At 55.9% G+C, this 22435-nt stretch carries 17 protein-coding genes; 9 read left to right on the top strand and 8 right to left on the bottom strand.

Annotated elements, in window-relative coordinates:
* Positions 1-141: 141 nt before the first annotated feature.
* Positions 142-2301 (top strand): 1,3-beta-galactosyl-N-acetylhexosamine phosphorylase, encoded by a 2160-nt coding sequence (gnpA, locus tag TREBR_RS12145; RefSeq protein ID WP_013759463.1) that lies wholly within the window; start codon positions 142-144, stop codon positions 2299-2301.
* 175 nt (positions 2302-2476) lie between these two features.
* Positions 2477-3676: a radical SAM/SPASM domain-containing protein gene (locus TREBR_RS12150; RefSeq protein ID WP_013759464.1), complete on the top strand. Its 1200-nt coding sequence runs from the start codon at positions 2477-2479 to the stop codon at positions 3674-3676.
* An 8-nt stretch (positions 3677-3684) separates the two neighbouring features.
* On the opposite strand, the gene TREBR_RS12155 is transcribed toward TREBR_RS12150, so the two are convergent.
* Complete coding sequence (locus TREBR_RS12155; protein ID WP_013759465.1) at positions 3685-5145, bottom strand: arylsulfatase; 1461 nt, start codon at positions 5143-5145, stop codon at positions 3685-3687.
* Between the two features lie 142 nt (positions 5146-5287).
* Between TREBR_RS12155 and TREBR_RS12160 the strand changes: the two genes are divergently transcribed.
* A complete protein-coding gene (locus TREBR_RS12160; RefSeq protein WP_013759466.1) occupies positions 5288-6403 on the top strand; it encodes an aminopeptidase in 1116 nt (371 codons plus the stop codon).
* A gap of 16 nt (positions 6404-6419) precedes the next feature.
* Here the strand turns inward: TREBR_RS12160 and TREBR_RS12165 are convergent, their stop codons facing one another.
* The 4 genes from TREBR_RS12165 to ptsP all read right to left on the bottom strand — a co-directional run bounded on the left by TREBR_RS12165 (position 6420) and on the right by ptsP (position 11619).
* Positions 6420-7964 (bottom strand): small ribosomal subunit Rsm22 family protein, encoded by a 1545-nt coding sequence (locus TREBR_RS12165; protein ID WP_013759467.1) that lies wholly within the window; start codon positions 7962-7964, stop codon positions 6420-6422.
* Complete coding sequence (locus TREBR_RS12170) at positions 7961-8344, bottom strand: MerR family transcriptional regulator (protein WP_013759468.1); 384 nt, start codon at positions 8342-8344, stop codon at positions 7961-7963. Before TREBR_RS12170 ends, TREBR_RS12165 begins: the two co-directional genes overlap by 4 nt.
* Entirely contained in the window at positions 8320-9813 is a 1494-nt protein-coding gene (der, locus tag TREBR_RS12175; RefSeq protein WP_013759469.1) for a ribosome biogenesis GTPase Der, read from the bottom strand. Before der ends, TREBR_RS12170 begins: the two co-directional genes overlap by 25 nt.
* Positions 9814-9915: 102 nt before the next feature.
* A complete protein-coding gene (gene ptsP, locus TREBR_RS12180) occupies positions 9916-11619 on the bottom strand; it encodes a phosphoenolpyruvate--protein phosphotransferase (RefSeq protein WP_013759470.1) in 1704 nt (567 codons plus the stop codon).
* A 164-nt stretch (positions 11620-11783) separates the two neighbouring features.
* Between ptsP and hisIE the strand changes: the two genes are divergently transcribed.
* Both hisIE and hisD read left to right on the top strand, forming a co-directional pair.
* Positions 11784-13079 carry a bifunctional phosphoribosyl-AMP cyclohydrolase/phosphoribosyl-ATP diphosphatase HisIE gene (hisIE, locus tag TREBR_RS12185; RefSeq protein ID WP_013759471.1) on the top strand — a complete coding sequence of 432 codons (1296 nt, stop codon included), beginning with the start codon at positions 11784-11786 and terminating at the stop codon, positions 13077-13079.
* Between the two features lie 9 nt (positions 13080-13088).
* The gene (gene hisD / locus TREBR_RS12190; RefSeq protein ID WP_013759472.1) at positions 13089-14408 is read left to right on the top strand and encodes a histidinol dehydrogenase; all 1320 of its coding nucleotides are present in this window, start codon (positions 13089-13091) and stop codon (positions 14406-14408) included.
* Here hisD and TREBR_RS12195 read toward each other — a convergent pair.
* Positions 14403-15356, bottom strand: a complete 954-nt coding sequence (locus tag TREBR_RS12195) for a 1-acyl-sn-glycerol-3-phosphate acyltransferase (RefSeq protein WP_013759473.1) — start codon at positions 15354-15356, stop codon at positions 14403-14405. The genes hisD and TREBR_RS12195 overlap by 6 nt on opposite strands.
* A 126-nt stretch (positions 15357-15482) precedes the next feature.
* Here TREBR_RS12195 and TREBR_RS12200 point away from each other — a divergent pair, with 126 nt between their 5' ends.
* Positions 15483-16592 (top strand): AI-2E family transporter, encoded by a 1110-nt coding sequence (locus TREBR_RS12200; protein WP_041610892.1) that lies wholly within the window; start codon positions 15483-15485, stop codon positions 16590-16592.
* Between the two features lie 4 nt (positions 16593-16596).
* Complete coding sequence (locus tag TREBR_RS13925) at positions 16597-18318, top strand: NAD(P)H-hydrate epimerase (protein ID WP_013759475.1); 1722 nt, start codon at positions 16597-16599, stop codon at positions 18316-18318.
* On the opposite strand, the gene TREBR_RS12215 is transcribed toward TREBR_RS13925, so the two are convergent.
* The gene (locus TREBR_RS12215) at positions 18315-18794 is read right to left on the bottom strand and encodes an S-ribosylhomocysteine lyase (RefSeq protein WP_013759476.1); all 480 of its coding nucleotides are present in this window, start codon (positions 18792-18794) and stop codon (positions 18315-18317) included. The genes TREBR_RS13925 and TREBR_RS12215 overlap by 4 nt on opposite strands.
* 337 nt (positions 18795-19131) lie before the next feature.
* On the opposite strand from TREBR_RS12215, the gene TREBR_RS12220 reads away from it, so the two are divergent.
* Positions 19132-20367: a galactokinase gene (locus tag TREBR_RS12220; protein ID WP_013759477.1), complete on the top strand. Its 1236-nt coding sequence runs from the start codon at positions 19132-19134 to the stop codon at positions 20365-20367.
* Between the two features lie 21 nt (positions 20368-20388).
* Entirely contained in the window at positions 20389-21894 is a 1506-nt protein-coding gene (gene galT / locus TREBR_RS12225; protein ID WP_013759478.1) for a UDP-glucose--hexose-1-phosphate uridylyltransferase, read from the top strand.
* Here the strand turns inward: galT and TREBR_RS12230 are convergent.
* Positions 21878-22330, bottom strand: coding sequence for a (deoxy)nucleoside triphosphate pyrophosphohydrolase (locus TREBR_RS12230; RefSeq protein ID WP_013759479.1), 453 nt, complete (start codon positions 22328-22330; stop codon positions 21878-21880). The two genes, galT and TREBR_RS12230, sit on opposite strands and share 17 nt — an antisense overlap.
* Between the last annotated feature and the right edge of the window lie 105 nt (positions 22331-22435).

Genomic DNA, 22435 nt, shown 5'->3' on the forward strand with positions numbered 1-22435 from the left:
TATCCCGGTCAACGACACGCCCGCCAAACATTCTGATGGGCGGGCTGAAAGGCTGACGGTTATCCCCGCGCGAGAATGTATAGGGAAACGGATATTACGGGCCGGCCGAAAGGCCGCTCGTTTGGAACAATAGGAGAAAATATGAACTCAAAAAATATGCGGGGCCGCGTTACGATTCCGACCGATTTGGACGTCGTTCCGCAGACGCTTGAAATTCTCAAAAAATGGGGCGCCGACGCGATACGGGACTGCGACGGAACCGATTTTCCGCAGGAACTCAAAGACGCCGATGCGAAAATCTATTCGACGTATTACACCACCCGCAAAGACAACGCCTGGGCAAACGCGAACCCCGATGAAATTCAGCAGATGTACCTGATGACGCCGTTTTATTCGGCACCCGAAGGAGCACTCCGCATCGAGCTGATGAAAGGATTGTATCCCGACATGCTCAAAGTAAACCCCAAAGACAAGGAACGGTGGTGGGAAGTGATAGACAGGACGGCGGGAACCGTCGTCCCCGTTTCCGAGTGGACGTACAATGAGAAAACGGGATGCGTCGTTATCCCCGGCGCACTGCCGTTCCATTCGTACACGGTCAGTTTTTTAGCGTTCATCATGTGGGATCCGGTGCACATGTACAACGCGGTCGTCAACGGCTGGAAAAACGTCGAACATCAGATCACGTTCGACGTCCGGCAGCCCAAAACGCACGAGTACACGATGCGGCGTCTGCGCACATTCATTGCGGAACACCCGTACGTAGACGTTATCCGTTATACGACGTTCTTTCACCAATTCACGCTCGTATTCGACGAACTCGCCCGTGAAAAATTCGTGGACTGGTACGGATATTCCGCGTCGGTTTCACCGTATATCCTCGACCGGTTTGAAAAAGAAGCCGGCTATCCGTTCCGTCCCGAATACATTATCGATCAAGGCTATTTTAACAATCAATACCGCGTTCCGTCGAAACAGTTCAAGGATTTTCAGGCCTTCCAGCGCCGTGAAGTGGCGAAACTCGCCAAAGAAATGGTAGACATTACCCACGAATGCGGCAAAGAAGCCATGATGTTTTTGGGCGACCACTGGATCGGAACGGAACCGTTTATGGAAGAATTCAAAACGATCGGGCTCGATTCCGTCGTCGGAAGCGTCGGAAACGGCAGCACGCTCCGCCTGATAAGCGATATTCCCGGCGTCAAATATACCGAAGGGCGATTTCTGCCGTACTTTTTTCCCGATACCTTCCACGAAGGCGGCGACCCGGTCAAAGAAGCCAAAGTCAACTGGGTAACGGCACGGCGCGCCATACTGCGCAAACCGATCGACCGCATCGGCTACGGCGGCTACCTGAAATTGGCGCTCGATTTTCCCGAATTCATCGACTACGTGCAGAGCGTGTGCGACGAATTCCGCACGCTGTATGAAAACATCAAAGGTACGACGCCGTACTGCGTCAAAACGGTCGCCGTGCTCAACAGCTGGGGCAAAATGCGCGCCTGGGGATGCCACATGGTGCATCACGCGCTGTATCAGAAACAGAACTACAGCTACGCCGGCGTTATTGAAGCGCTGTCCGGCGCGCCGTTCGACGTGCGGTTTATCAGCTTCGACGATATCCGCGCCGACTCCGCCGTACTCGACGGCATCGACGTGATTATCAACGTAGGAGACGGCGACACCGCGCATACCGGCGGTTCCAACTGGGAAGATCCGGCAATCGTCGCGGCGGTCAAACGATTCGTCTGGAACGGCGGCGGCTTTATCGGCGTCGGAGAACCGGCCGGACATCAGTATCAGGGGCGGTTCATTCAGCTTGCCGACGTACTCGGCGTGGAAAAAGAAACCGGCTTTACGCTCAACTACGATAAATACAACTGGGACAGCCGCGCGCATTTTATTACCGAAGACAGTACGGATATCGATTTCGGCGAAGGCAAAAAAAGCATGTACGCACTTGCGGGAGCCGAAATTCTGGTGCAGAAAGACAAAGAAGTACAGCTGGCTGTCAACGGCTACGGTGCGGGACGCGCCGTTTATATCAGCGGCTTGCCGTACAGCTTTGAAAACAACCGGCTTCTGTACCGCGCGGTTTTGTGGAGCACCCGTTCGGAAGACAAACTCAACACCTGGTTCAGCACGAACTGCAACGTTGAAGTGCACGCGTACGTTAAAAACGGCAAATATTGCGTGGTGAACAACACGTACGAACCGCAAACCACCACGGTGTTCCGCGGCGACGGTACGAGCTTCGATCTGGCGCTGGACGCAAACGAAATCAAATGGTATAAAATCTAGAACGCACATGCGGATAAACGCGGGATGCGCGCGCCGATATTCCGAAGCCGCGCAGCCGCGCCGTAATCGATGCGCAAACCTGTAATCGATGTGCAAACCTGCACACGCGGGATGCACGCGCCGACAACGGCTCACGCGTCCCGCAGCCGTTTACGACACACGGAGGAATGCCGATATGCCGCCCGTCAGTCTCCTGATAAAACCGGTTTCCGGTGCCTGCAATATGAAGTGTCCGTACTGCTTTTACCGCGACATCACATACCGGCGAACCGTACCGCAGCCGCACCCGATGAGCGAACGGACGCTTGAAACGCTTATCATGAAAACGTTCGCGTATGCGGACGGCGGCTGCATGATCGCGTTTCAGGGCGGAGAACCGACGCTCGCCGGTTTGCCGTTCTTTCAAAAAGCGCTGGAACTCGTGCAGCGGTACAACGTAAAACGACTCCCCGTCCGCTATGCGTTTCAAACGAACGGGCTTGCCGTAACGGCCGAATGGGCCGAGTTTTTCCGCAGTAACCGCATACTCGCAGGACTGTCCCTCGACGGACCGCCTGAAATTCACAACGCGCACCGGCCGGATTCCGCCGGAAAACCCACGTACGACGCGGTAATCGCCGCCGCCGACACGCTTTCACGGGCAGGAGCGGACTTTAATATTCTGACTGTCGTTACGAATCGAACGGCCGAACGGGTCGACGACGTATACCGTTTTTTCAGAAAACGCCGGTTCAAATATCTGCAATTCATTCCGTGCCTTGCACCGCTCGGAGCGCCGCAGAAAAAAACGGGCGGCACGGTACCTGATACGAAACCGTATCCGCTTACGGCGGCAGCGTACGGAAAATTCCTGAAACGGTTATTCGGATTGTGGTACGAAGATTTGAAAAAAGGCCGGTACATTTCCATCCGCCAATTCGACAACTATCTGTCCATTCTGCAAGGCAACGCACCGGAAGCCTGCGACATGGGCGGCGTTTGCTCGATACAGTACGTCGCCGAATCGGACGGCAGCATATATCCGTGCGATTTTTACGCACTCGACGAATACAGGCTCGGCACTATCGATTCGGCCTCTTTTGCCGAATTGGATGCGGCGCGTAAAAAACTGCTTTTTATAGAAGAATCAAAGCCGCCGGCAAACGAATGCCTTGCGTGCCGTTATTTTACGCTGTGCAGGGGCGGCTGCAAGCGGCATCGTATAATGAACGCCGGAACGGCCGCCGCAGAAAAACATTCCGGCGCGGACGACTTTCCGATACACGAAAGCCGTTCACCCGCTCCGGCGTTTCCGCGCAACTATTTCTGCTCCGCATACGTCGATTTTTTCGATTCCTGCCTTCCCCGCCTCACGGAAATCGCGCGCACGCGGTAAGCGCACCGTCAGATACGGTTTTGGGAAACGGCGAGCGTCGGCGGATACGGACGACCCGCGACGAGCACCGAACCGTCGGTAAAACCTTCCGGGCGGCCGTCCAATTCCCGTATCAGAATCCGGCGCAGTTCGGCAACGCGCGCCGCGGCCGCTTTGTCCGCGATACGGTTATCCGATTCGTACGGATCCGTTTCAAGACAAAAATACTGTTCTTCACCGGTTTCACTGTACCAGATGAATTTATCGGTTTCCGTAACGATCCAATGGGCGGAAAGCGCACCGTACGAATGCTCGCCGTGCAGATATCCGCGCAGCGCGCGCTGCGTTCCGCACACCAGCGGCAGCACGCTTTCTCCGTCCGTTTCCGGGCACGGCGCACCGGCAATGTCGAGCAGCGTCGGCATCACGTCGCGCAATTCCGTTACCGCGTGACTCACGCCGCCGCGATTGATACCCGGAATCAGCGATTCGGGCGCGGACACGATGAACGGAATACGTGAACTGCCTTCATACGCGCGCGACTTCCGGAACAAGTGATGGTCGCCCAATTCCTCTCCGTGATCGGCGGTAAACAGAATGACCGTATCGTCGTATACTTCATATTCCACCAGCGCCTGAATCAGCCGCCCGATTTGATGATCGAGATGCGTAATGCATCCGTAATAACCGGCCTGCATCTGATGCAGCAATTCGGAATCCGACGGGCCGCATTTTGAATCGAAAACGCGGCCTTGGGAACGCAGCGCGTCGTCCGTTTCCCAGTTGCCGAGCGCCGGCGACGAAAGCGTTTTATGCAAATATAAATTCAGATAATATTCGGGCGGATCGAACGGCGGATGCGGTTTCAGATACGACGCCATCAGAAAAAACGGTTTATCGGGATCTTTTCGGCGCAGAAAATCAATGCTGCGATCGGTTACCCAATTCGTCGGGTGCAGTTTTTCAGGATAGATCCAGGGACGCGAAAGCCAGCTGTTGCACTCAAGTCCCGTATCGGTTACGTCGGCATCCACGCCGCCTTCGTTCCGCAACCAGTGAAAATAATCGTCAGCCTGCTTTTGCGATTCCGTCCAAGCGACGGAACCGTACCGCGCGGCGTGCAGGTATCCGTCGTGCAGTTCCACGTTGTGGAAGCCCAAGTAATTGCGCAGCGGATGCACGTGCATTTTTCCGACGCACTGCGTATAATAACCCGCCGCGGAAAGTTCGCCGGCAAGCGTGTGCTCGTACCGCCACGGAACATTGTCTTCGTAACCGACGCGGCCGTGATGCCGCTGATCCAATCCGGTATGGAACGCAGCGCGCGCTGCGATGCAGCTCGGACACGCACTGTACGCGTTGTCGAACGACACGCCCCGCGCGGCAAGCGTGTCGAGATACGGAGTTTTCACGTCCGGATGTCCGGCGAATCCGAGGCAGTCTCCCCGAAACTGATCTGCCATTATCAGCAAAATATTGGGCCGTTTCATGTATACCAGTATACCGCAAAACGCCGCCTTGGGGAACAGCCGCACGCAGCGCAAATGCGGCTCGAACAGGCGGCTTCCGGACGCCGCGATGCGCCCCGTTGCACACCCGACGAAAATTTTCTATAGTAATTGCGGAGGCTGTATGAAAGACCCCAGAATGGACGCGCTCGCACGAAATCTGATAAGACATTCCGTACGCGCGCAAAAAGGTGAAAAAGTACTGATTCAGGCGAACAACTGCGTACCTGAATTGGTACGGGCGCTCGTTCGGGAAACGTACGATGCGGGAGCGCTGCCGTTCGTGTCTATTAAAGACAAAACGGTCGAACGGGAACTGCTGCTTCACGCCACGAAAGAGCAGCTGCGCGTTCGGGCTGAAATCGAACTTGCCGAGATGAGCCGAATGGATTGTTTTATCGGTTTTACCGCCCCGCAGAACTTGAGCGCCTGGAGCGACGTTCCGCAGGAAAAACTCGATTTATACAATACGGTGTATTATCATCCGGTCCATTTGGAACGGCGCCTCAATCACACGCGCTGGGTCGTTCTGCGTGCGCCGACGCCTTCGATGGCACAGCTCGCCAACATGAGCGAAGCGGCGTTTGAAGACTTCTTTTTCAACGTATGCACGCTCGATTATGCGAAGATGTCGGCCGCGATGGACAGGCTGGCCGCGCTCATGAAAAAAACCGATACGGTGCGCGTTACCGGGCCGGGAACGGATATTTCTTTTTCCATCAAGGGATTACCGCCGGTCAAATGCGACGGTGAACGCAATATTCCCGACGGGGAAGTATACACCGCGCCGGTACGCAATTCGGTCAACGGCGTCATCTCGTACAACACGCCGTCGCTCGAATCGGGATTCGTTTATGAAAACATTTCGTTCCGATTTGAAAACGGCAAAATAGTCGAAGCGTCCGCAAACGATTCAAAGCGGCTGAACGCGGTGCTCGACACGGACGAAGGAGCCCGCTACGTCGGAGAGTTTTCGTTCGGGCTGAATCCGTACATTCTCGAGCCGATGAAAGAAACGCTTTTCGATGAAAAAATCACCGGTTCAATCCACTTTACGCCGGGAAACGCTTACGAATCGTGCGACAACGGAAACCGATCCGCCGTTCACTGGGATCTGGTGCTGATTCAGCGTCCCGAATACGGCGGCGGTGAAATCTTTTTCGACGGTGTGCTGATACGCAAAGACGGCCGGTTCGTACTGCCGGAACTCGACTGCCTGAACCCCGAAAACCTCGTCTGACAAGAACGCAAACCGGTTACGCCAAATCCACGACCACCGCGCCGCTTTTTGCGTCGGTTTTCACGTATTTGGGAAGCGGCGCGTCGATAAGGTCTCCCGAAACGGGAGAGACGGGGCAAGCCGCGGCGGGACGCGTAACGGCGGCACACTCGGTCGCGGCACGTCCGCTGCCGTTCGGCGCCACAGCGGGACAAATCGCACGCGGTCGTACCGTATCGGACGGCTGCGATTGCGACGGTGCCGGCCGTTCCACGGCGAGCGTCAGGCCGAGCCGGGAACAGGCGTAATAACCGGTTCTGCCGCCGGGCAAACGGATAGGATCGGAGGCGACGCGCAGTTCGACGCTTCCCGAGAGGGCTGCCGGCGCGGCGGAACGGGTTCCGGCAGAACGGTTCACGGATGAACGGGTTACCGCAGAACAAGTTTTTGCGGAACGCCCCGCAGCGGCGGATGAACCGGCCGACTCGGTTTGCACACAGGGCTGCCTTGAACCGGCCGACTCGGTTTGCACCAGCAGAAACGACAACGCCGCCCGCTCTTTGGGGAGCCGCGCGGCCGCCGACAGTTTTAGTAATTTTGCCGGCGCGCACTCCGCCGCAAAAACGAAATGACACCATTTACCGCCGCGCCGCGCATCCATAGGACACGAACTTCCGGTGCCCGCTTCGGGAGAAACGGCGCGCTGCATTCCGCGGGGACACGGCGCAAGCACCGTACAGTTTTTTCTGAACAAAGCGTCGCGAAGTGCGAACAAAAATCGCGCGGCCGGCGGAATTCCCGGTTCAACTACGAATATTCGCGCGCCGGCGGCAGCGTATCCGCTCAGCTCCGCCGCCGCTTTTTTCGCCGTAAATTCCGGCGGTTTGCCGGAAAGCTGAACCGCCTCGTTAAACATATTCGCGCAGGAGATAAAATCGGCGCGGCGGCGGATTTGCGTACCCAGCTCGCCTTTAACGCGCACTATTTTCCAAGGACACCCGCCGGATCGTTCCGCGTCTGCTTCCCCGCACGGCTCGGACGAAGCACTCGTGCGCGCGGCAACCGTACGCACCTCGGCTGCGGTACCCGTGCGCGCCGCAGCAGCCGCGATCGTGCGCGCCGCGACGGCCAGAAACATATCCTCACCGAACGCAAGCGCATTCTGCGAATAATCGAGACAATACCACGTCAGTTTCTTCGCGCGCAGTTCGGGACGGGCAAGCCACAACGCGATCGGCACGGTCAGCGGACCCGAACCGACGTCCAGACACACGCCGTCGTCGGGAACGGAAAAACATTCTTCCCCAAGTCCTGCAAACAGACGCGTCAGCCGCACCAGATTCCACCACTGAAAATACCGCACGTACGCGGTCAGAGCCGCGGTTTCGTTCAAATATCCGACGCGCCGCCGGGAACGTTCGTCGGTAAGCCGGTGAGACAATCCGCGGATATCTTCCGGCAGATGCAGAAACTGCTTGCTTGAAAGCGGCCGGACGCTCTGCACTACGTCGTCAAAATCGTTTACTATTTTCTGCGCATCGGGCGGCAGATTTTCAAATAAATGAGAAAAAGTGTGATTCATCCGTTTTTTCCTTCGGAATCGCCTCGATTCCGGCGATGCACCCGCAGATACGCGTCGGTCAGCAGCGTCCGTATTTCGGCAATCTGTTCAAGCGTTTCGGCACTGCCGCGCCCGGACGCACCGTATAATTCGGATTCGGCGATCAGTTCGGAACGGGCGCCTTCGATCGTAAATTTCCGTTCCTGTATCAGATATTTAAGCCGCATGATCATGCGCACGTCGCGGTTCGAGTACACTCTGCGGCCGCTCACATCTTTGCGCGGTGCAAAACCGGGAATTACGTCTTCCCAGTACCGCAGCACGTGCGCTTTTACACCGGTTATTTCTTCAATTTCACCGATCGAATACGACGCCATCAGCCGCGTTCCCTGTCTTCCCATTTTTTGCGGCTCGACTTCAACTCAAGCAGCACCGGAATTTTGTCGAATCCGAGATCGCTTCTGATTTTGTTTTTCAGATACGAAAGATAACTTTCCGGCACTACTTCCGGCCGGCTTGCAAACAGCAAAAACGAAACCGGATTGACGGACGTCTGCACCATATACCGTATTTTGAACTGGGAAGCACGGCTCGCCGGCGGCGGATACGCGGACACCCAATCTTTGAGCGCCGTATTCAGCACGCCGGTTTCGATTTTGCGGGTCAGCTGCCCGTACAGTTCGATCGCCGTATTGAGCAGATTTTTAAATCCTTTTCCTTCAAGCGCCGAAACTGCGACGACGGGCGCGTAACTCATATGGCCGAACATGATTTTCAGGTTTTCTTCCGCACGTTTCAGCGTTTTCCGATCCTGCTCCTGCGTATCCCATTTATTCAGCACGAAAATCACACCGCGGCCCCGTTCGTAAGCGAGTGCGGCGATTTTTTTATCCTGCTCGGCAAGACCTTCCTGTGCGTCGATCATCAAGAACACTACGTCGGTATCGTCGAGCGTCTTGATTGCGCGGTTTACCGAATAGTATTCGATATTTTCACTGACGCGCGCTTTACGCCGAATTCCGGCCGTATCGAGAACCAAAAACGCCGTATCCTGATAGGTAAACGAACCTTCAACGACGTCGCGCGTAGTACCCGCGTAGTCGCAGACGATGGAAGCCTGCGTATGCGTCAGCTTGTTTGAAAGCGTCGACTTTCCGGTGTTCGGTTTCCCCATGATCGCAACGCGAATCGGCTTTGCCGATTCGTCGCGCTCCACACGCGAAAAATCGAGGTTTTTCACGATCAATTCGCTTAATTCGGGAATCCGGTCGCCGTGCTCGGCGGAAATGAACAGCAGATTATCGAATCCGAACCGCATGTAATTCCACGCTTCCTCTTCAAGGCGCCCGCCTTCGGTTTTATTTACCGCGGCTATCACTTTATGCCAGTACGGGCGCAAAAGCGCGATAAACTCTTCGTCTTCGCCGGTAACGAGTCCGGCGTCGAGCAGCAGCAATACGAGATCGGCGTTTTTGAGCGCCCGAAGCGTCTGTTCAACCACAAGTTCGTCCATCAGCGCTTCCATCGTACCGTTTTCCCGGTCGAGTTTGAAACCGCCGGTATCCATCAGCCGCACCGGACATCCGTTAATAAAAGCAGTTTCTTCAATCGGATCGCGGGTAACGCCGGGCGTCGGATCCGTTATTGCGCGCCTTTTCCTGAGTATTCGGTTAAAAAGCGTCGATTTACCGACGTTCGGTCTGCCCGCAATAACGACGAGCGGCAGATTGCGATATTCGGCATTTTCATCAAACGCCGGCACCGCCGCGACTTCGGCATCAGCCGACGCAGCGGCGGACGTAATTTCGGCATCAACTGCTGCACCGACGGCCGTAAGTTCGGCATCACCGGCTATATCAAATTCTTCCATATATAGTAATCCTGATACTGTGCGACGATTGCGAAAATCCGACCGATTCCCGCAGCGCCGCCGTGCTATATGCGGAATACGTACATCCGCAAAACCGTCCCGTTACGGCAAAAACGCCGCCGCGGCCTTTTTCTGCAATTCCGCCATGGAGTGCGACGCAAACAGTTCCTTTAACGCGGTAATCCGCACCGGCGCCATGCTGAGCGAGCGGACGCCCATTCCGGCAAGCAGCAGCGCGCCTTCGGGATCTCCGGCCATTTCTCCGCACACCGAAACGGGAATACCCGCTTTTGCGGCACTGTCCACCGTATGCTTGATAAGCCGGAGCACCGCGATATTCCGTTCGTCGTACAGCGGCGCCACGGCGGAATTTTCACGATCTATGCCGAGCGTATATTGGGTAAGATCGTTCGTTCCTATTGAAAAGAACCGGCACTGTTCGGCAAATATATCCGCAGTAACCGCGGCGGCGGCCGTTTCAACCATTATACCGACCGGCGTATCGGCGGCGAACGCGTGGCCTTCAGCCGCAAGTTCCGCCTTAACGTCCGCTATGAGCGCAAGCGTTTCTTTTACCTGTGCCGGATGGGTTACCAGCGGCAGCATGATTTTCAGATTGCCGAACGCGCTCGCACGGTACAACGCGCGCAGCTGTCTTTTAAAAAGCGCCGGATGCGCAAGCGTCAGCCTGATCGCGCGGCTCCCCAGCAGCGGATTCTTTTCTTCCGAAACCGGAATTCCCGCCGATTTTATCAGTTTATCGCCGCCCGCGTCGAGCGTCCGTATCGTAACCGGCTTGTCCCCCATCGTTTCAAGCACTTGCTTGTACGCGTTGAACTGCGCTTCTTCGGAAACCGAATGAACGCCGGACGCCCCCTGTTTTTTTGCCGACTGAACGGCTCCCATGAACAGGAATTCGGTACGGAACAAACCGATGCCGTCCGCGCCTTCGTCCAGCGCAATTTGGGCTTCTTCGGGCAGTCCGATATTCGCATACAGCTGCAATTCGGTACCGTCTTCAGTAACGGCGCGCCGGAAACGATACTGCGCAAGCTTTGCGCGATGCACGCTTTCGGCCCGTGCGGCCGAGTTAAACCGCTCGAGCGTCGCCGCATCCGGATCAACCGTTACCGTTCCGGCAGTACCATCGACGAGCACTTGCCGGCCGGTCGTGATCAGCGCCGAAAGGTGCTGAATGCCGAACACGGCCGGAACCTGATAATTGCGCGCCAGAATCGCCAGATGACTCGAAGTGCCGCCTTCCGTTATGACTAATCCTTTGATATTCCGGCGCGACAGCACCACCGCGTCCGACGGATTGACCGCACGGGCAACGATAACCGCGCCGTCGGGAACCGTTTCAAAGTCGAACGGTTTATAACCGAGCAGCTCGTCGGACACCCGGCCGAACACGTCGCAGATATCGGCGGCGCGTTCGGAAAGATATGCATCGTTCGACGACCTGAGCATGGCCGCCATTTCCGTCACTTTCCGGTCAAGTATATATTCGATGTTATACCGCGCACGCTCGAACTCCGTGCGCACTTGTTTCAGGAATTCCGCATCGCTCAGCATCAGCAGATACGTCTGGAAAATTTCCGTCTGAGTGCCGTCCGCACCCGGAAGCATCGCTTCAATTTTGGTATGCACAGTCTGCAGCGCCGTTTCAAAACGCTGCCATTCGGCGGCACAATCGTTTTCCGCCACCGCATATTGGGGAACGGCTCTGGTCTCCGGTTCCGGAACGACGAACGCGGGCCCGGCGCCGGTTCCGCCGGAAGCTGAAATACCTTTAAAAGTTTCCATTGTATAAATATATCAGCCGGTAAAACATCTGTCAACAAAAAGAAACTGATACGGCGGCGGCGCAGCTTCCGCCTGATGACTTCGGCAAACGGGAGCCGCTGGCTCCGCATCGGACGGAGCGCGTTCACGTTGTACAATTTCTTAATTTCTGCTACACTTTCTGTATGGTAATTTCATCAATCGATTTAAAAGACGGAAAAGTCGTTCAACTTAAAAACGGCAAGGAACCGGTTCTGGAACGGAACGACGCGGCGGCCCTTATCCGGGAATTCAACAGATACGGAGAAACGGCGATCATCGACCTTGACGCGGCGCTCGGCAATACGACGGCAAAAGGAACCACCGCCAACACCGAAATGCTGAAAAGCCTTTTACGCAGCGGAAACGTACGCGTCGGCGGCGGTATTCGCGACGTAAAAAAAGCGAAAGAACTCGTTTCACTCGGCGCAGAAAAAGTAATCGTCGGTTCGGCCGCATTCAACGCGCACCGTGCGGCTCCGGCCGATCCCGTTTTGAATACGGCGTTTCTTGATGAACTTACCGAAGCGATCGGCAGACAGCGCATTATCATTTCCGTAGACGCAATAAACGGAAACATCGCGGTAAAAGGCTGGACGGAAACGGCCGGCATCCCGCTTGCAGAAGGCGCCGCCGCCGCCGAAAAATACGCATCGGAACTGCTTTTTACCTGCGTGGAGCGCGAAGGCTGCATGACAGGCATCGACATGGAACAAGTCGGGAAACTGCGTAACACCGTTTCGTGCAGGCTGGTTGTCGCCGGCGGTGTTTCGAGCGTAGAAGAAATTGCCGAACTTGAACGGATGGGCTGCGACGTGCAGCTGGGCATGGCGCTGTACACCGGCGCAGTGGCGCTCAAAGACGCGTTCGTCGCATGTCTCAACTGGCAAAAAGTGGATATGATCCCCGTCATTGCGCAAAGCGTTTCCGGCGAAGTGCTGATGATGGGCTACGCGAACCGAGAAGCGTTCGCCAAAACGTTCGACAGCGGAAAACTCACGTTTTGGAGCCGGACGCGCAACGTCCTGTGGACGAAAGGCGAACACTCGGGAAATTACCTGGAAGTAATCAAATTACGGGCCGATTGCGACCGGGACACGGTGCTCGCGACGGTCGTACCGCACGGCCCCGTCTGCCACACCGGCAGCTGGACGTGCTTTACCGCCGAAGCCGGCGCCGCTTCAACGCTCGAACGCCTTTACGGCACCATTTCGGAACGGTTCGCCGATCCGCGGCCCGGTTCGTACACCGCGACACTCGACGCGAAACGGGTTCGCGAAAAAATTGAAGAAGAAGCCGAAGAACTGATCGAAGCCGAAGACAAAAGCGAAACCGTATGGGAATGCGCCGACTTGCTGTACTTCGTAAGCGTTCTGATGTATCAGGAAAAAGTTACCTGGCAAGACGTGCTCGACGAACTCGACCGTCGCCACAAAAAATAGGAGCGCGCCGTGACCGCGATTAAAACCGTACCGGCGGCGCAGCTGCCCGCCGCGTTTTTTGAGCCCCGTATATTTGAAAAAGATACGGAAGCAACCGTTTCGGATATTCTCCGCCGCGTGCGAACGGACAAAGACGCCGCCCTGCACGAATTCGCACGAAAATTCGACCGGGCCGATCCGCACTCGTTCCAAATAGCGCAGAGCGATCTCGACTGCGCCGTACGGCGGCTTGAAGCGGAGAACGCGGCGCTGCACGGCGCGTTGTGTTATTCGCATGATCTCGCGCTGCGCTTCGCACTCAAACAGCGGGAATCGTTCACGAACTTTGAAGCGGAACTGGAACCGGGAATCATCACCGGACAGCGCACGATAGCCGTCGATCGCGCCGGCTTGTACGTTCCCGCCGGCCGGTTTCCGCTGCTTTCAACGGTAATCATGGCTTCCGCGCCGGCGATCGCAGCCGGCTGCGGTGAAGTCGTCCTGTGCACGCCGCCGCGCCCGCATCCCAACGATAAAACGCTTCCCTATGCGGACGAAGGCATCATGGCCGCCGCCGCCTTGTGCGGCGTACACCGCGTGTTTGCCTGCGGCGGCGCGCAGGCGATCGCCGCCATGGCGTACGGTACGGAATCGATACCGCGCTGCGACGTCATCGTCGGCCCGGGGAATAAATTCGTCGCGGAAGCCAAGCGCCAAGTGTACGGCACCGCCGGCATCGACATGATCGCGGGTCCTACCGAAGTATTCATCATTGCCGATTCCACGGCGAATCCGGCATGGATCGCGGCGGACATGCTCGCACAAGCCGAACACGACCCCGACGCGCAAGCCGTCCTCGCGACGCCGGACGCGGCGCTTGCCCGCAACGTGAGCGCGGAACTTGAAAAACAACTCGCCGCGCTCGCCACTGCCGAAATAGCCCGCACCAGCATCGAACGGCACGGCCTGATCATCATAACGGATTCGCTCGAACAGGCCGCCCGCATTGCGGATAAAAAAGCGCCGGAACATCTTGAACTGGCACTCGAAGCAGGGCCGGCGCTCGACGCGCTGGCGGCAAGCGTCCGCAATTACGGTTCGCTTTTCATCGGACACGGTTCGGCCGAAGTTCTGGGCGACTACGCGGCGGGACTGAATCACACGCTGCCGACGTCGACGTCGGCGCGTTTTACGGGCGGGCTTTCAGTACGCTGTTTTCTGAAAACGGTTACGACGCTTCGGACGAAAGGCGAATCCGCAGGGTTTCACGCTTCCGCGGAAGCGGCAAGCATTTTGGGAGAGACGGAAGGACTCGCGGGCCACGCACACGCCGCCCGCATCAGGTTATAGACCGAATTCCGCGTCGGGATTCTCTCGGCCGAGCGCTTCCAGCGACTGCCGGCGGACGGAATCGTAGCGCGCGTGCTGTTCGTCGAGCAGTTCCATAACGCGGTCGACGGTCTTCTGTTTGGGATCGATGCCCCGGATTTCGGGATTTTCGCCCAACGAATCGATCACTTCGTTGCGGAATTTTTTGCATTCAATGACGGGACTTGCCGACATGATGACGACGTCCTGCACGACCAAATCGGCCAGCATGTTTTCAGGCTCGGCCGGATTGATGCGCAGACAGTTGCCGTTTATGGACACGAGTATCATGACATCGAACATGCGCAAATACGAATCGATCTCGCGCAGGCCGCGTTTGGTTTCGGGTTTTCCCGGCCGGTAGCGCGTTCCGCTCGGGAACACCAAAATAGCCTGACCGTTGCGTTTCGCCGCGTCCATGGCGCGCATGGACGCCATGTTTATCTTGCGGCTTTTCGCTTCTTCCGCAGCGCGTTCGTCCGGATCGGTATGCGCAGCCAAACTGCGGCTGGGATAGATGACGATCCGGGTAAAACCTTCCGCCCAGGCTTTTACCATCGGGTTCGCTTCGTTCAATTTCATACCCGCGATCGCGACCAGCCGATTTGAAACTTCCGTACCGAAGTCTCCGCCGTCGTGTTCCAGCAGATAACACAGCGCGGGCAAATCCATGTTGCTGTAATGTTCCATCAGTATGAGACCGCGTTTGCCGGCCTGAAGTTTATCCAAAAAATCTTTAAAATGCCCGCAGCCTTCGAGCCGGGAACCGTCGAGCAGATTGTCTTTAAGCATGGCGTCCATAATTTTACGGGTTCCCGGATTCGCTGCCTGATATACGTTCGTTTCGTCAATTTTATCCGCGGCCTGCGCCAGTTTTGCCAATTCACCGAAATAGCATTTGTAGCGTTCGCCGAGAGGGATTCCTGTCATCTAAAGCTCCTCATGATTACGCCGGACGGATCCTGCGCGGTATGCTTTTCGATAACGATACCCCGATTGTTCCCGTTCTGTCAAGCTCTGTTGATTTCCCTGCTGAAAGGCACTATATTTATACCTATGGATAACAAACGTACCCTCCAAACCGTTTTCATGTTCGCACTTTTTGCGCTGCTGTTCGTACTCATACTCGGAATGCTGCATCCTTTTTTCACCGTTATTCTATGGACCATTTTATTGTACATTATCTTGAATCCGCTGCATCACCGCTGCGTTTCACGCCTCAATGCACAAAAAAAACTGTACGAATTCAGGAGGCACGTACTGGCAGGCGTTTTTTCCGTCGGAACGCTCATCATCATTATCGGACCGCTCATAACGATCGCAACGCTGCTGGTGCAGCAGATGCTGTCGTTTTTGCACGCCGTAGAGGACTTCATCAATCGGAATCCCGATTTTCTCACGTCATCCGAAATCGGCAAATCCGTACTCGGATTTATCGATAGATTCAATTTGGATTTCATCGACTTGAATTCGACCGATCTGCGAACCAATCTGATAAAATTCATACAGCAATACAGTTCGCGTATCGTTTCGACAGGCGCGACGGTGCTGAGCAGCACCGGTAATTTTCTGGTTTCCGTATTGTTCGTCACGTTCGCCCTGTATTTCTGTTTTCTGGACGGCCGCTACCTCGCCTCGCTTTTAGCGCAGGCGATTCCCATCAATCCGCAGTACATGTCCGCGCTTATGAAAAAGTTTGCCGAAATCACCCGGCATTTATTTTCAGGCTATATTTTGGTCGCCTTGTACCAGGGATTCGCCGCGTTCATCATCATGTCGATTTTCAGAGTGCAGGGTTCGCTGCTGTTCGCCGTAATACTGATGTTCGCTTCGTTCATTCCGCTGTTCGGTGCGGCGCTCGTCTGGCTGCCGATGGGAATCGTCATCTGCGCCACGGATTCGCTGCTGAAAGGTATTCTGTTCCTCGTTTTATGCGGTATCTGCGTCAGCTTTTTGGACAATTTCCTGCGGCCGATGTTCCTGAAAGACCGGATTAAAGTGCACCCGCTCGTTATCTTTTTTGCCATTTTGGGCGGATTGAAAGTATTCGGCATGAACGGGCTTTTGCTCGGGCCGATGATAATCATTCTGTTCTTTACCGTTCTCGATCTGCTCGTCAATTCCGAAGCGGCGGTCCCGACCGAAATCACCGACTCTGCGGAGTAACCCGATGCGGAAAATCTTTGCCAAATGCGCGTCGCTCGACGCGCGCTGCCGAAGCGAATACGGACTTACCGAAGACATTATGATGGAAAACGCGGCGGCGGCGCTTGAAGCCGAAGTCCGCCGCTTTCTCTCTGCACAACCGAACGGTATGCAGCCGTGCGGTACGCAGCCGAACAGTACGCAGCCGTGCAGCGGACAGTTGCAGTCGCTCAAAACGCAGCCGTGCGGCGGACAGTTGCAGTCGCTCAAAACGCTGCCGTGCGGCGGCCAATCGTGCGGCGCGGCGGACGTCCTGATCGTAACCGGAAGCGGCAACAACGGAGCCGACGGCTGGGCACTCGCGCGACGGCTGACCGGTACCTGTATCCCGGCGATTTATCCGGTGAAAGAACCCGCTTCCGCACAATGCATCGCACAGGCAGCCCGTGCCGAAAAAAGCGGCGTACGCGTCGTCCGGACGATTGTCCCTTGCCGCGTATTGGTCGAATGCATTTCGGGCAGCGGATTTTCCGGAAAACCGGCACCGGAAACGGAAGCACTGCTCACCGAGTTGAACGGCACGAACGCGTACCGCATCGCGTGCGACGTGCCGTGCGGCGTGGACGGCAGGGGAACCGTAAACGGCACCGCGTTCAACGCCGACGTTACCGTTACGATGGGCGCGCTCAAAACGGCGCTCGTAAGCGACGAAGCCAAAGATCATATCGGAAGCATTATCGTCGCCGACCTCGGAATCGGACGCGCCCGATACGAAAACACGGCAACGGACGCGCACACCGGCGCCGGCGTTTTGCCCGGAACGAGCGATGCGGCAGGAGCACAAAGCCGGGACGCCGTACCCGATGCCCCCGCGGCACCCGACTCGGCTGAAGCGCCCGCCGCGCCGTTTTCCGTACCGGAACCGGAACTGTTTCTGCTAGAACGAGGCGACGTCCGCCTGCCGCTCAGAACGGGACGCAACACCTGGAAAAACGCGTTCGGCCACTGCGCCGTTTTTTCGGGAGAAAAAGACGGCGCTTCGATACTCGCCGCAAGCGCCGCGCTCGCGTTCGGCGCGGGACTGGCAACGCTGGTTCAAACACTGAAACGCCCCGTCCGCTGCCCGCCGAGCATCATGTACGGCGAAACACTGCCGGAAAGCACGACGGCGCTCCTTGCGGGGCCGGGGCTCGGTGCCGGAACGGAATCCGCCGTTACGCACATTGCCGCGCGGCCGGAACTTCCCTGCGTACTCGACGCGGATATGCTCAGACATCCGGCACTAAAAACGCTGCTGGAAAACCGCCGCGCCGGGTGCGTCGTTACACCGCACCCGGGCGAACTGCGCGCGCTGCTTGAACGGTGCGGCTTCGGGGAACCGAGCGCCGAAGACATACGGAAACACCGGATCGAATTACTGCGCGCATTCTGCGCGCGCTACCCGAACGTAACGCTCGTCTCCAAAGGCGCGAACACGTTCGTCGCCGACGCACAGCGGATTTCGGTCTTTACCGGCGGAACGGGCGCCCTTTCAAAAGCAGGCAGCGGAGACGTTCTGGCGGGACTTATCTGCGCGCTGCTCGCCCAAGGGTATGCGCCGCGGGAAGCGGCGGAAACGGCGGTGTTCGTCCACGGAACGGCGGGCGCCCGCGCGACGGAACCGGGCGGAGTCGCCTCCTACGGGCTTATCCCGGAACTGCTCATCGAAGCGGTGCGGACGTTCCGAGCGGAACGGGCGAACGTTTAATCGGGATAATTCAAGTGCGCGTCGGTAATACCGTACAGCGTCGCGTCCAAAAAACGTTTCGCAAGCAATTTTGCCATCGGCAGATTCATGTCCAGATAATTACCGCAATCCTTTGCCGAAGCGCCCGGAACCGCTCCGCAAAAATCACGGACGAACTCGAACAGTTCGGTTATCAGCGGCACTGCGGCGCGCGACGTATACGAGCCGGCTAACAGCAGGTAAAACCCCGTTCGGCAGCCCATCGGCCCGAAGTACACCGTCTTCGCCTTAAAATCAGGATGATTGCGCAAAAACGTCGCGCCCAAATGTTCTATCGTATGAATTTCGGCCGTATTCATAACCGGCTCGTCGTTCGGACTGGTCATGCGTATATCGAACGTCGTGATCGGCGCGCCGCCGAACGTATCAATCCGGGAAACGTACAAGCCCGGTTCCAGCCGCAGATGATCGACCGTAAAACTTGCAATTTTTTCCATATCCGTATCACCTCGTTTTTTTCGGAACGCAGAAACGCCCGTTTTACGGCGGCGTCCAGGATTCCGATCTCATTTTCAGTTCCCAGTATACGCCGCACGCCGCGCACTGTCAAAGGGAATCCGCTTCAAACGGGAATTCCGCAGGGACCGCCGCAACCGAAAAGTGTTCGTTAACACGGCGATTCCGGCGCTCGTGCCGAGAAACACGAAACCGCCTGATTTACCGGCAAAAAGTCCCGTTTTCCGGTAAATTCGCCGAATTTATGTAAAAAGTGCTTGCATTGGCACCCTCAGTGAAGTATAATAATGCGTGTACGTTAACACACTAGGAGGCTGTATGAAAACTGATTATACCGCGCTTGTTGCATATGCGGAAACGGATATTTCCCTTCTGAAAAAAGCATTCGGCACGTTGTTTGAATCCAAATACGGTACATCGGATGAAGAGATTCATTTTTACGCCGCCCCAGCCCGCATCAATATCATCGGAGAACACATCGATTACAACGGCGGCAAGGTATTTCCCGCCGCCATAGACAAATACATATACCTTGCACTGCGCCGGCGCACCGATGCGACCGTCAAATACGACGACGTCAGGTTTCCCGGAGAATTCTCGTTCAGCATAACCGATAATTTCACGTACAAAAAGGAAAACGATTACTGTAATTATCTGAACGGAATCCTGACCATTCTCAAGGACCGCGGATTCACCTTTGAAACGGGATTTGAGGCGCTGTTTTTCAGCTGCATACCGGCCGGCGGGGGAATTTCATCCTCATCGGCGCTGGAATGCTGTTTCGCCTACGCGGTGAGCGATCTGTACGGTCTCGGCATCGACGGTGTGGAAATTGCAAAAATCGGACAGGAATCCGAACACCGTTTTATGAACGTAAACTGCGGCATCATGGATCAGTTCATCATTGCGACGGCAAAAAAAGAAACCGCGATTCTGCTCGATTGTGCGACGCTTGAGTATCAGTACGTTCCGCTAAAACTGGGCGACTACCGGTTCGTCGTCATGAACACGAATAAAAAGCGGCAGCTGAGCGACTCCAAATACAACGAGCGCGTCTCCGAATGCAAAATCGGGCTCGGCGTGATAAACGCGAAACTGACTTCGCTCGGCAAAAAAACGGTGCCGGATCTGTGTTCGCTCTCATCGCAGGATTTTGCCGAATTGCAGGACAGCGTCAAAGATCCGATCATTTTGAAGCGGATCCGCCACTGCGTTACCGAAAACGAGCGGGTTTATAAAGCCGTCGCCGCGCTGAAAGCGGGAGCGCTCGCGGACCTCGGCGTGCTGATGAACGCGTCGCACGACTCGCTGCGCAACGATTACGAAACGACGGGAATCGAACTCGACACGCTCCATGAAGAAGCGAACAAAACGGCGGGCTGCCTCGGTTCGCGCGTAACCGGCGCCGGATTCGGCGGTTGTGCGATCGCACTGATCCATAAAGACGGTTATAACGATTTTGTCAAAAAAGTCGGCGCCGCGTATAAAGATAAAATAGGCTACGAAGCGACTTTTTTTGAATGCGGCACCGGCGGCGGCGCACATTCGATTTAACGGTAATAGGGAAACGGCATCATGATATACCAATTGATTCAGGAACTTACGGAATACGGTCTCAGCCGCGCGCTCATACAGCCGCAGGACCGTATCTACACGGTAAACCGACTTTTCACACTGTTCAAACTTGCAGGCAGTAGTGAAGCGCTTCCCGCGCCGCGCCGGATTCCCGCCGGATCGAAAACGATTGCACTGGAACCGATTTTGACCCGAATGCTCGATTATGCGTATGAACACGGACTCATAGAAGAAAATTCCGTTGTATACCGGGATCTCTTTGACACTCAGATAATGGCGTGCTTAACACCTCCTCCTTCTGCCGTTATCCGGGAATTCAACGAGCGATACAACGTATCACCCGAACGTGCAACCGAATGGTTCTATGAGTATTCGTGTAATACGGATTATATACGGCGCTACCGCATCGCAAAGGATATCAAGTGGACCGTTTCCACCGAATACGGCGAGCTCGATATTACGATCAACCTTTCAAAACCTGAAAAAGATCCCAAAGCGATCGCGGCGGCAAAGTCAAACCCGCAAACCGGCTATCCCAAATGCCAGTTGTGCGTTGAAAACGAAGGATACGGCGGCCGACTTGATCATCCCGCACGCGCAACTCACCGTATCATTCCCGTCACCATCAACGGTTCGCAATGGGGATTCCAGTATTCGCCGTACGTATACTACAACGAACACTGCATCGTTTTGAACAGCGAGCATACGCCCATGGTCATCGACCGGGCGGCGTTTGTCAAACTGTTCGACTTTGTGCGTCAGTTCCCGCATTACATCGTGGGTTCCAACGCGGATCTCCCCATTGTGGGCGGTTCCATTTTATCGCACGAACATTTTCAGGGCGGCAATTACGAGTTTCCCATGGCGCGCGCTGAAATCGAAACGCAATTCAGCATGAAAGCTTTTCCCGACGTACACGCGGGCATCGTAAAATGGCCCATGTCCGTCATCAGACTGCGGCACGAAGATCCGGCACGGCTGGTGGAAGCCGCCGACTTGATATTGACCAAGTGGCGGAAGTACACCGACGCAGATGCGTTCGTTTTTGCCGAAACGGACGGAATTCCGCACAATACGATCACGCCCATAGCGCGCCGTCGCGGTGCCGAATATGAAATAGACCTCGCGCTCCGCAACAATATCACGACGGAAGAACATCCGCTCGGCGTCTTCCATCCGCATCAGAATCTGCATCATATCAAAAAAGAAAACATCGGGCTGATCGAAGTAATGGGTTTGGCGATTCTGCCGGCCCGTCTTGAACGGGAACTGGAACTGCTTGCCGACTATCTTGTCTGCAAAAAGGACATACGCAGCAACGAAACGATTGCAAAACACGCCGACTGGGCGGAAACGTTTGCCGCCGAATGTACAGCAGCGAACGTACGCGACGTTTTGAAGCGTGAAACCGGACTTGTTTTTAAACAGGTGCTGACCGACGCCGGCGTGTATAAACGGACGCCGGAAGGCAAAGAGGCGTTTCTGCGTTTTACCCGAACGCTGTAACCGACGACGCCGTATCCGCAGCAGTCGCCCGCAAACGGCGGATGAGTTCTTCGTCCGCCGGCGCCCAATCGAGTTCCGAAAGCCGTTCCGGCGGAAGCCATACCGCTTCCGAATGTTCTTTCAGTACTAAATTTCCCGACTGCACGGTGCAAAAATACACGTGCATGGTCAAATCGAACGTCCGATACGCGTATTCGACCGTCATGATAAAATCGTCAACCGAAACCTGCGTATCGAGTTCTTCGCGGATTTCACGTTCAAGCGCCTGTTTCGGCGTTTCTCCGGCTTCAATCTTGCCGCCGGGAAATTCCCATTTTTTAGCCGTTTCGCCTTTATCGGGACGGCGCGCGCAAAACAGCTCGCAGCCGCCGCCTTTTTTGGGGCGGGTAATGACCCCGGCGGCAACGTAATAATGGGGTTTTATACTTTCTGGCATACTCACTGAAAACTCCTTAGTGAAACGGCTATGGTACGTGCAGTTTCCCGGATAAATAAAAAAGCCGCCGTTACCAAACAGGAACGGCGGCTTTCGTTTCTTTAA

It is taken from the genome of Treponema brennaborense DSM 12168 (assembly GCF_000212415.1).
GTDB lineage: Bacteria > Spirochaetota > Spirochaetia > Treponematales > Treponemataceae > Treponema_F > Treponema_F brennaborense.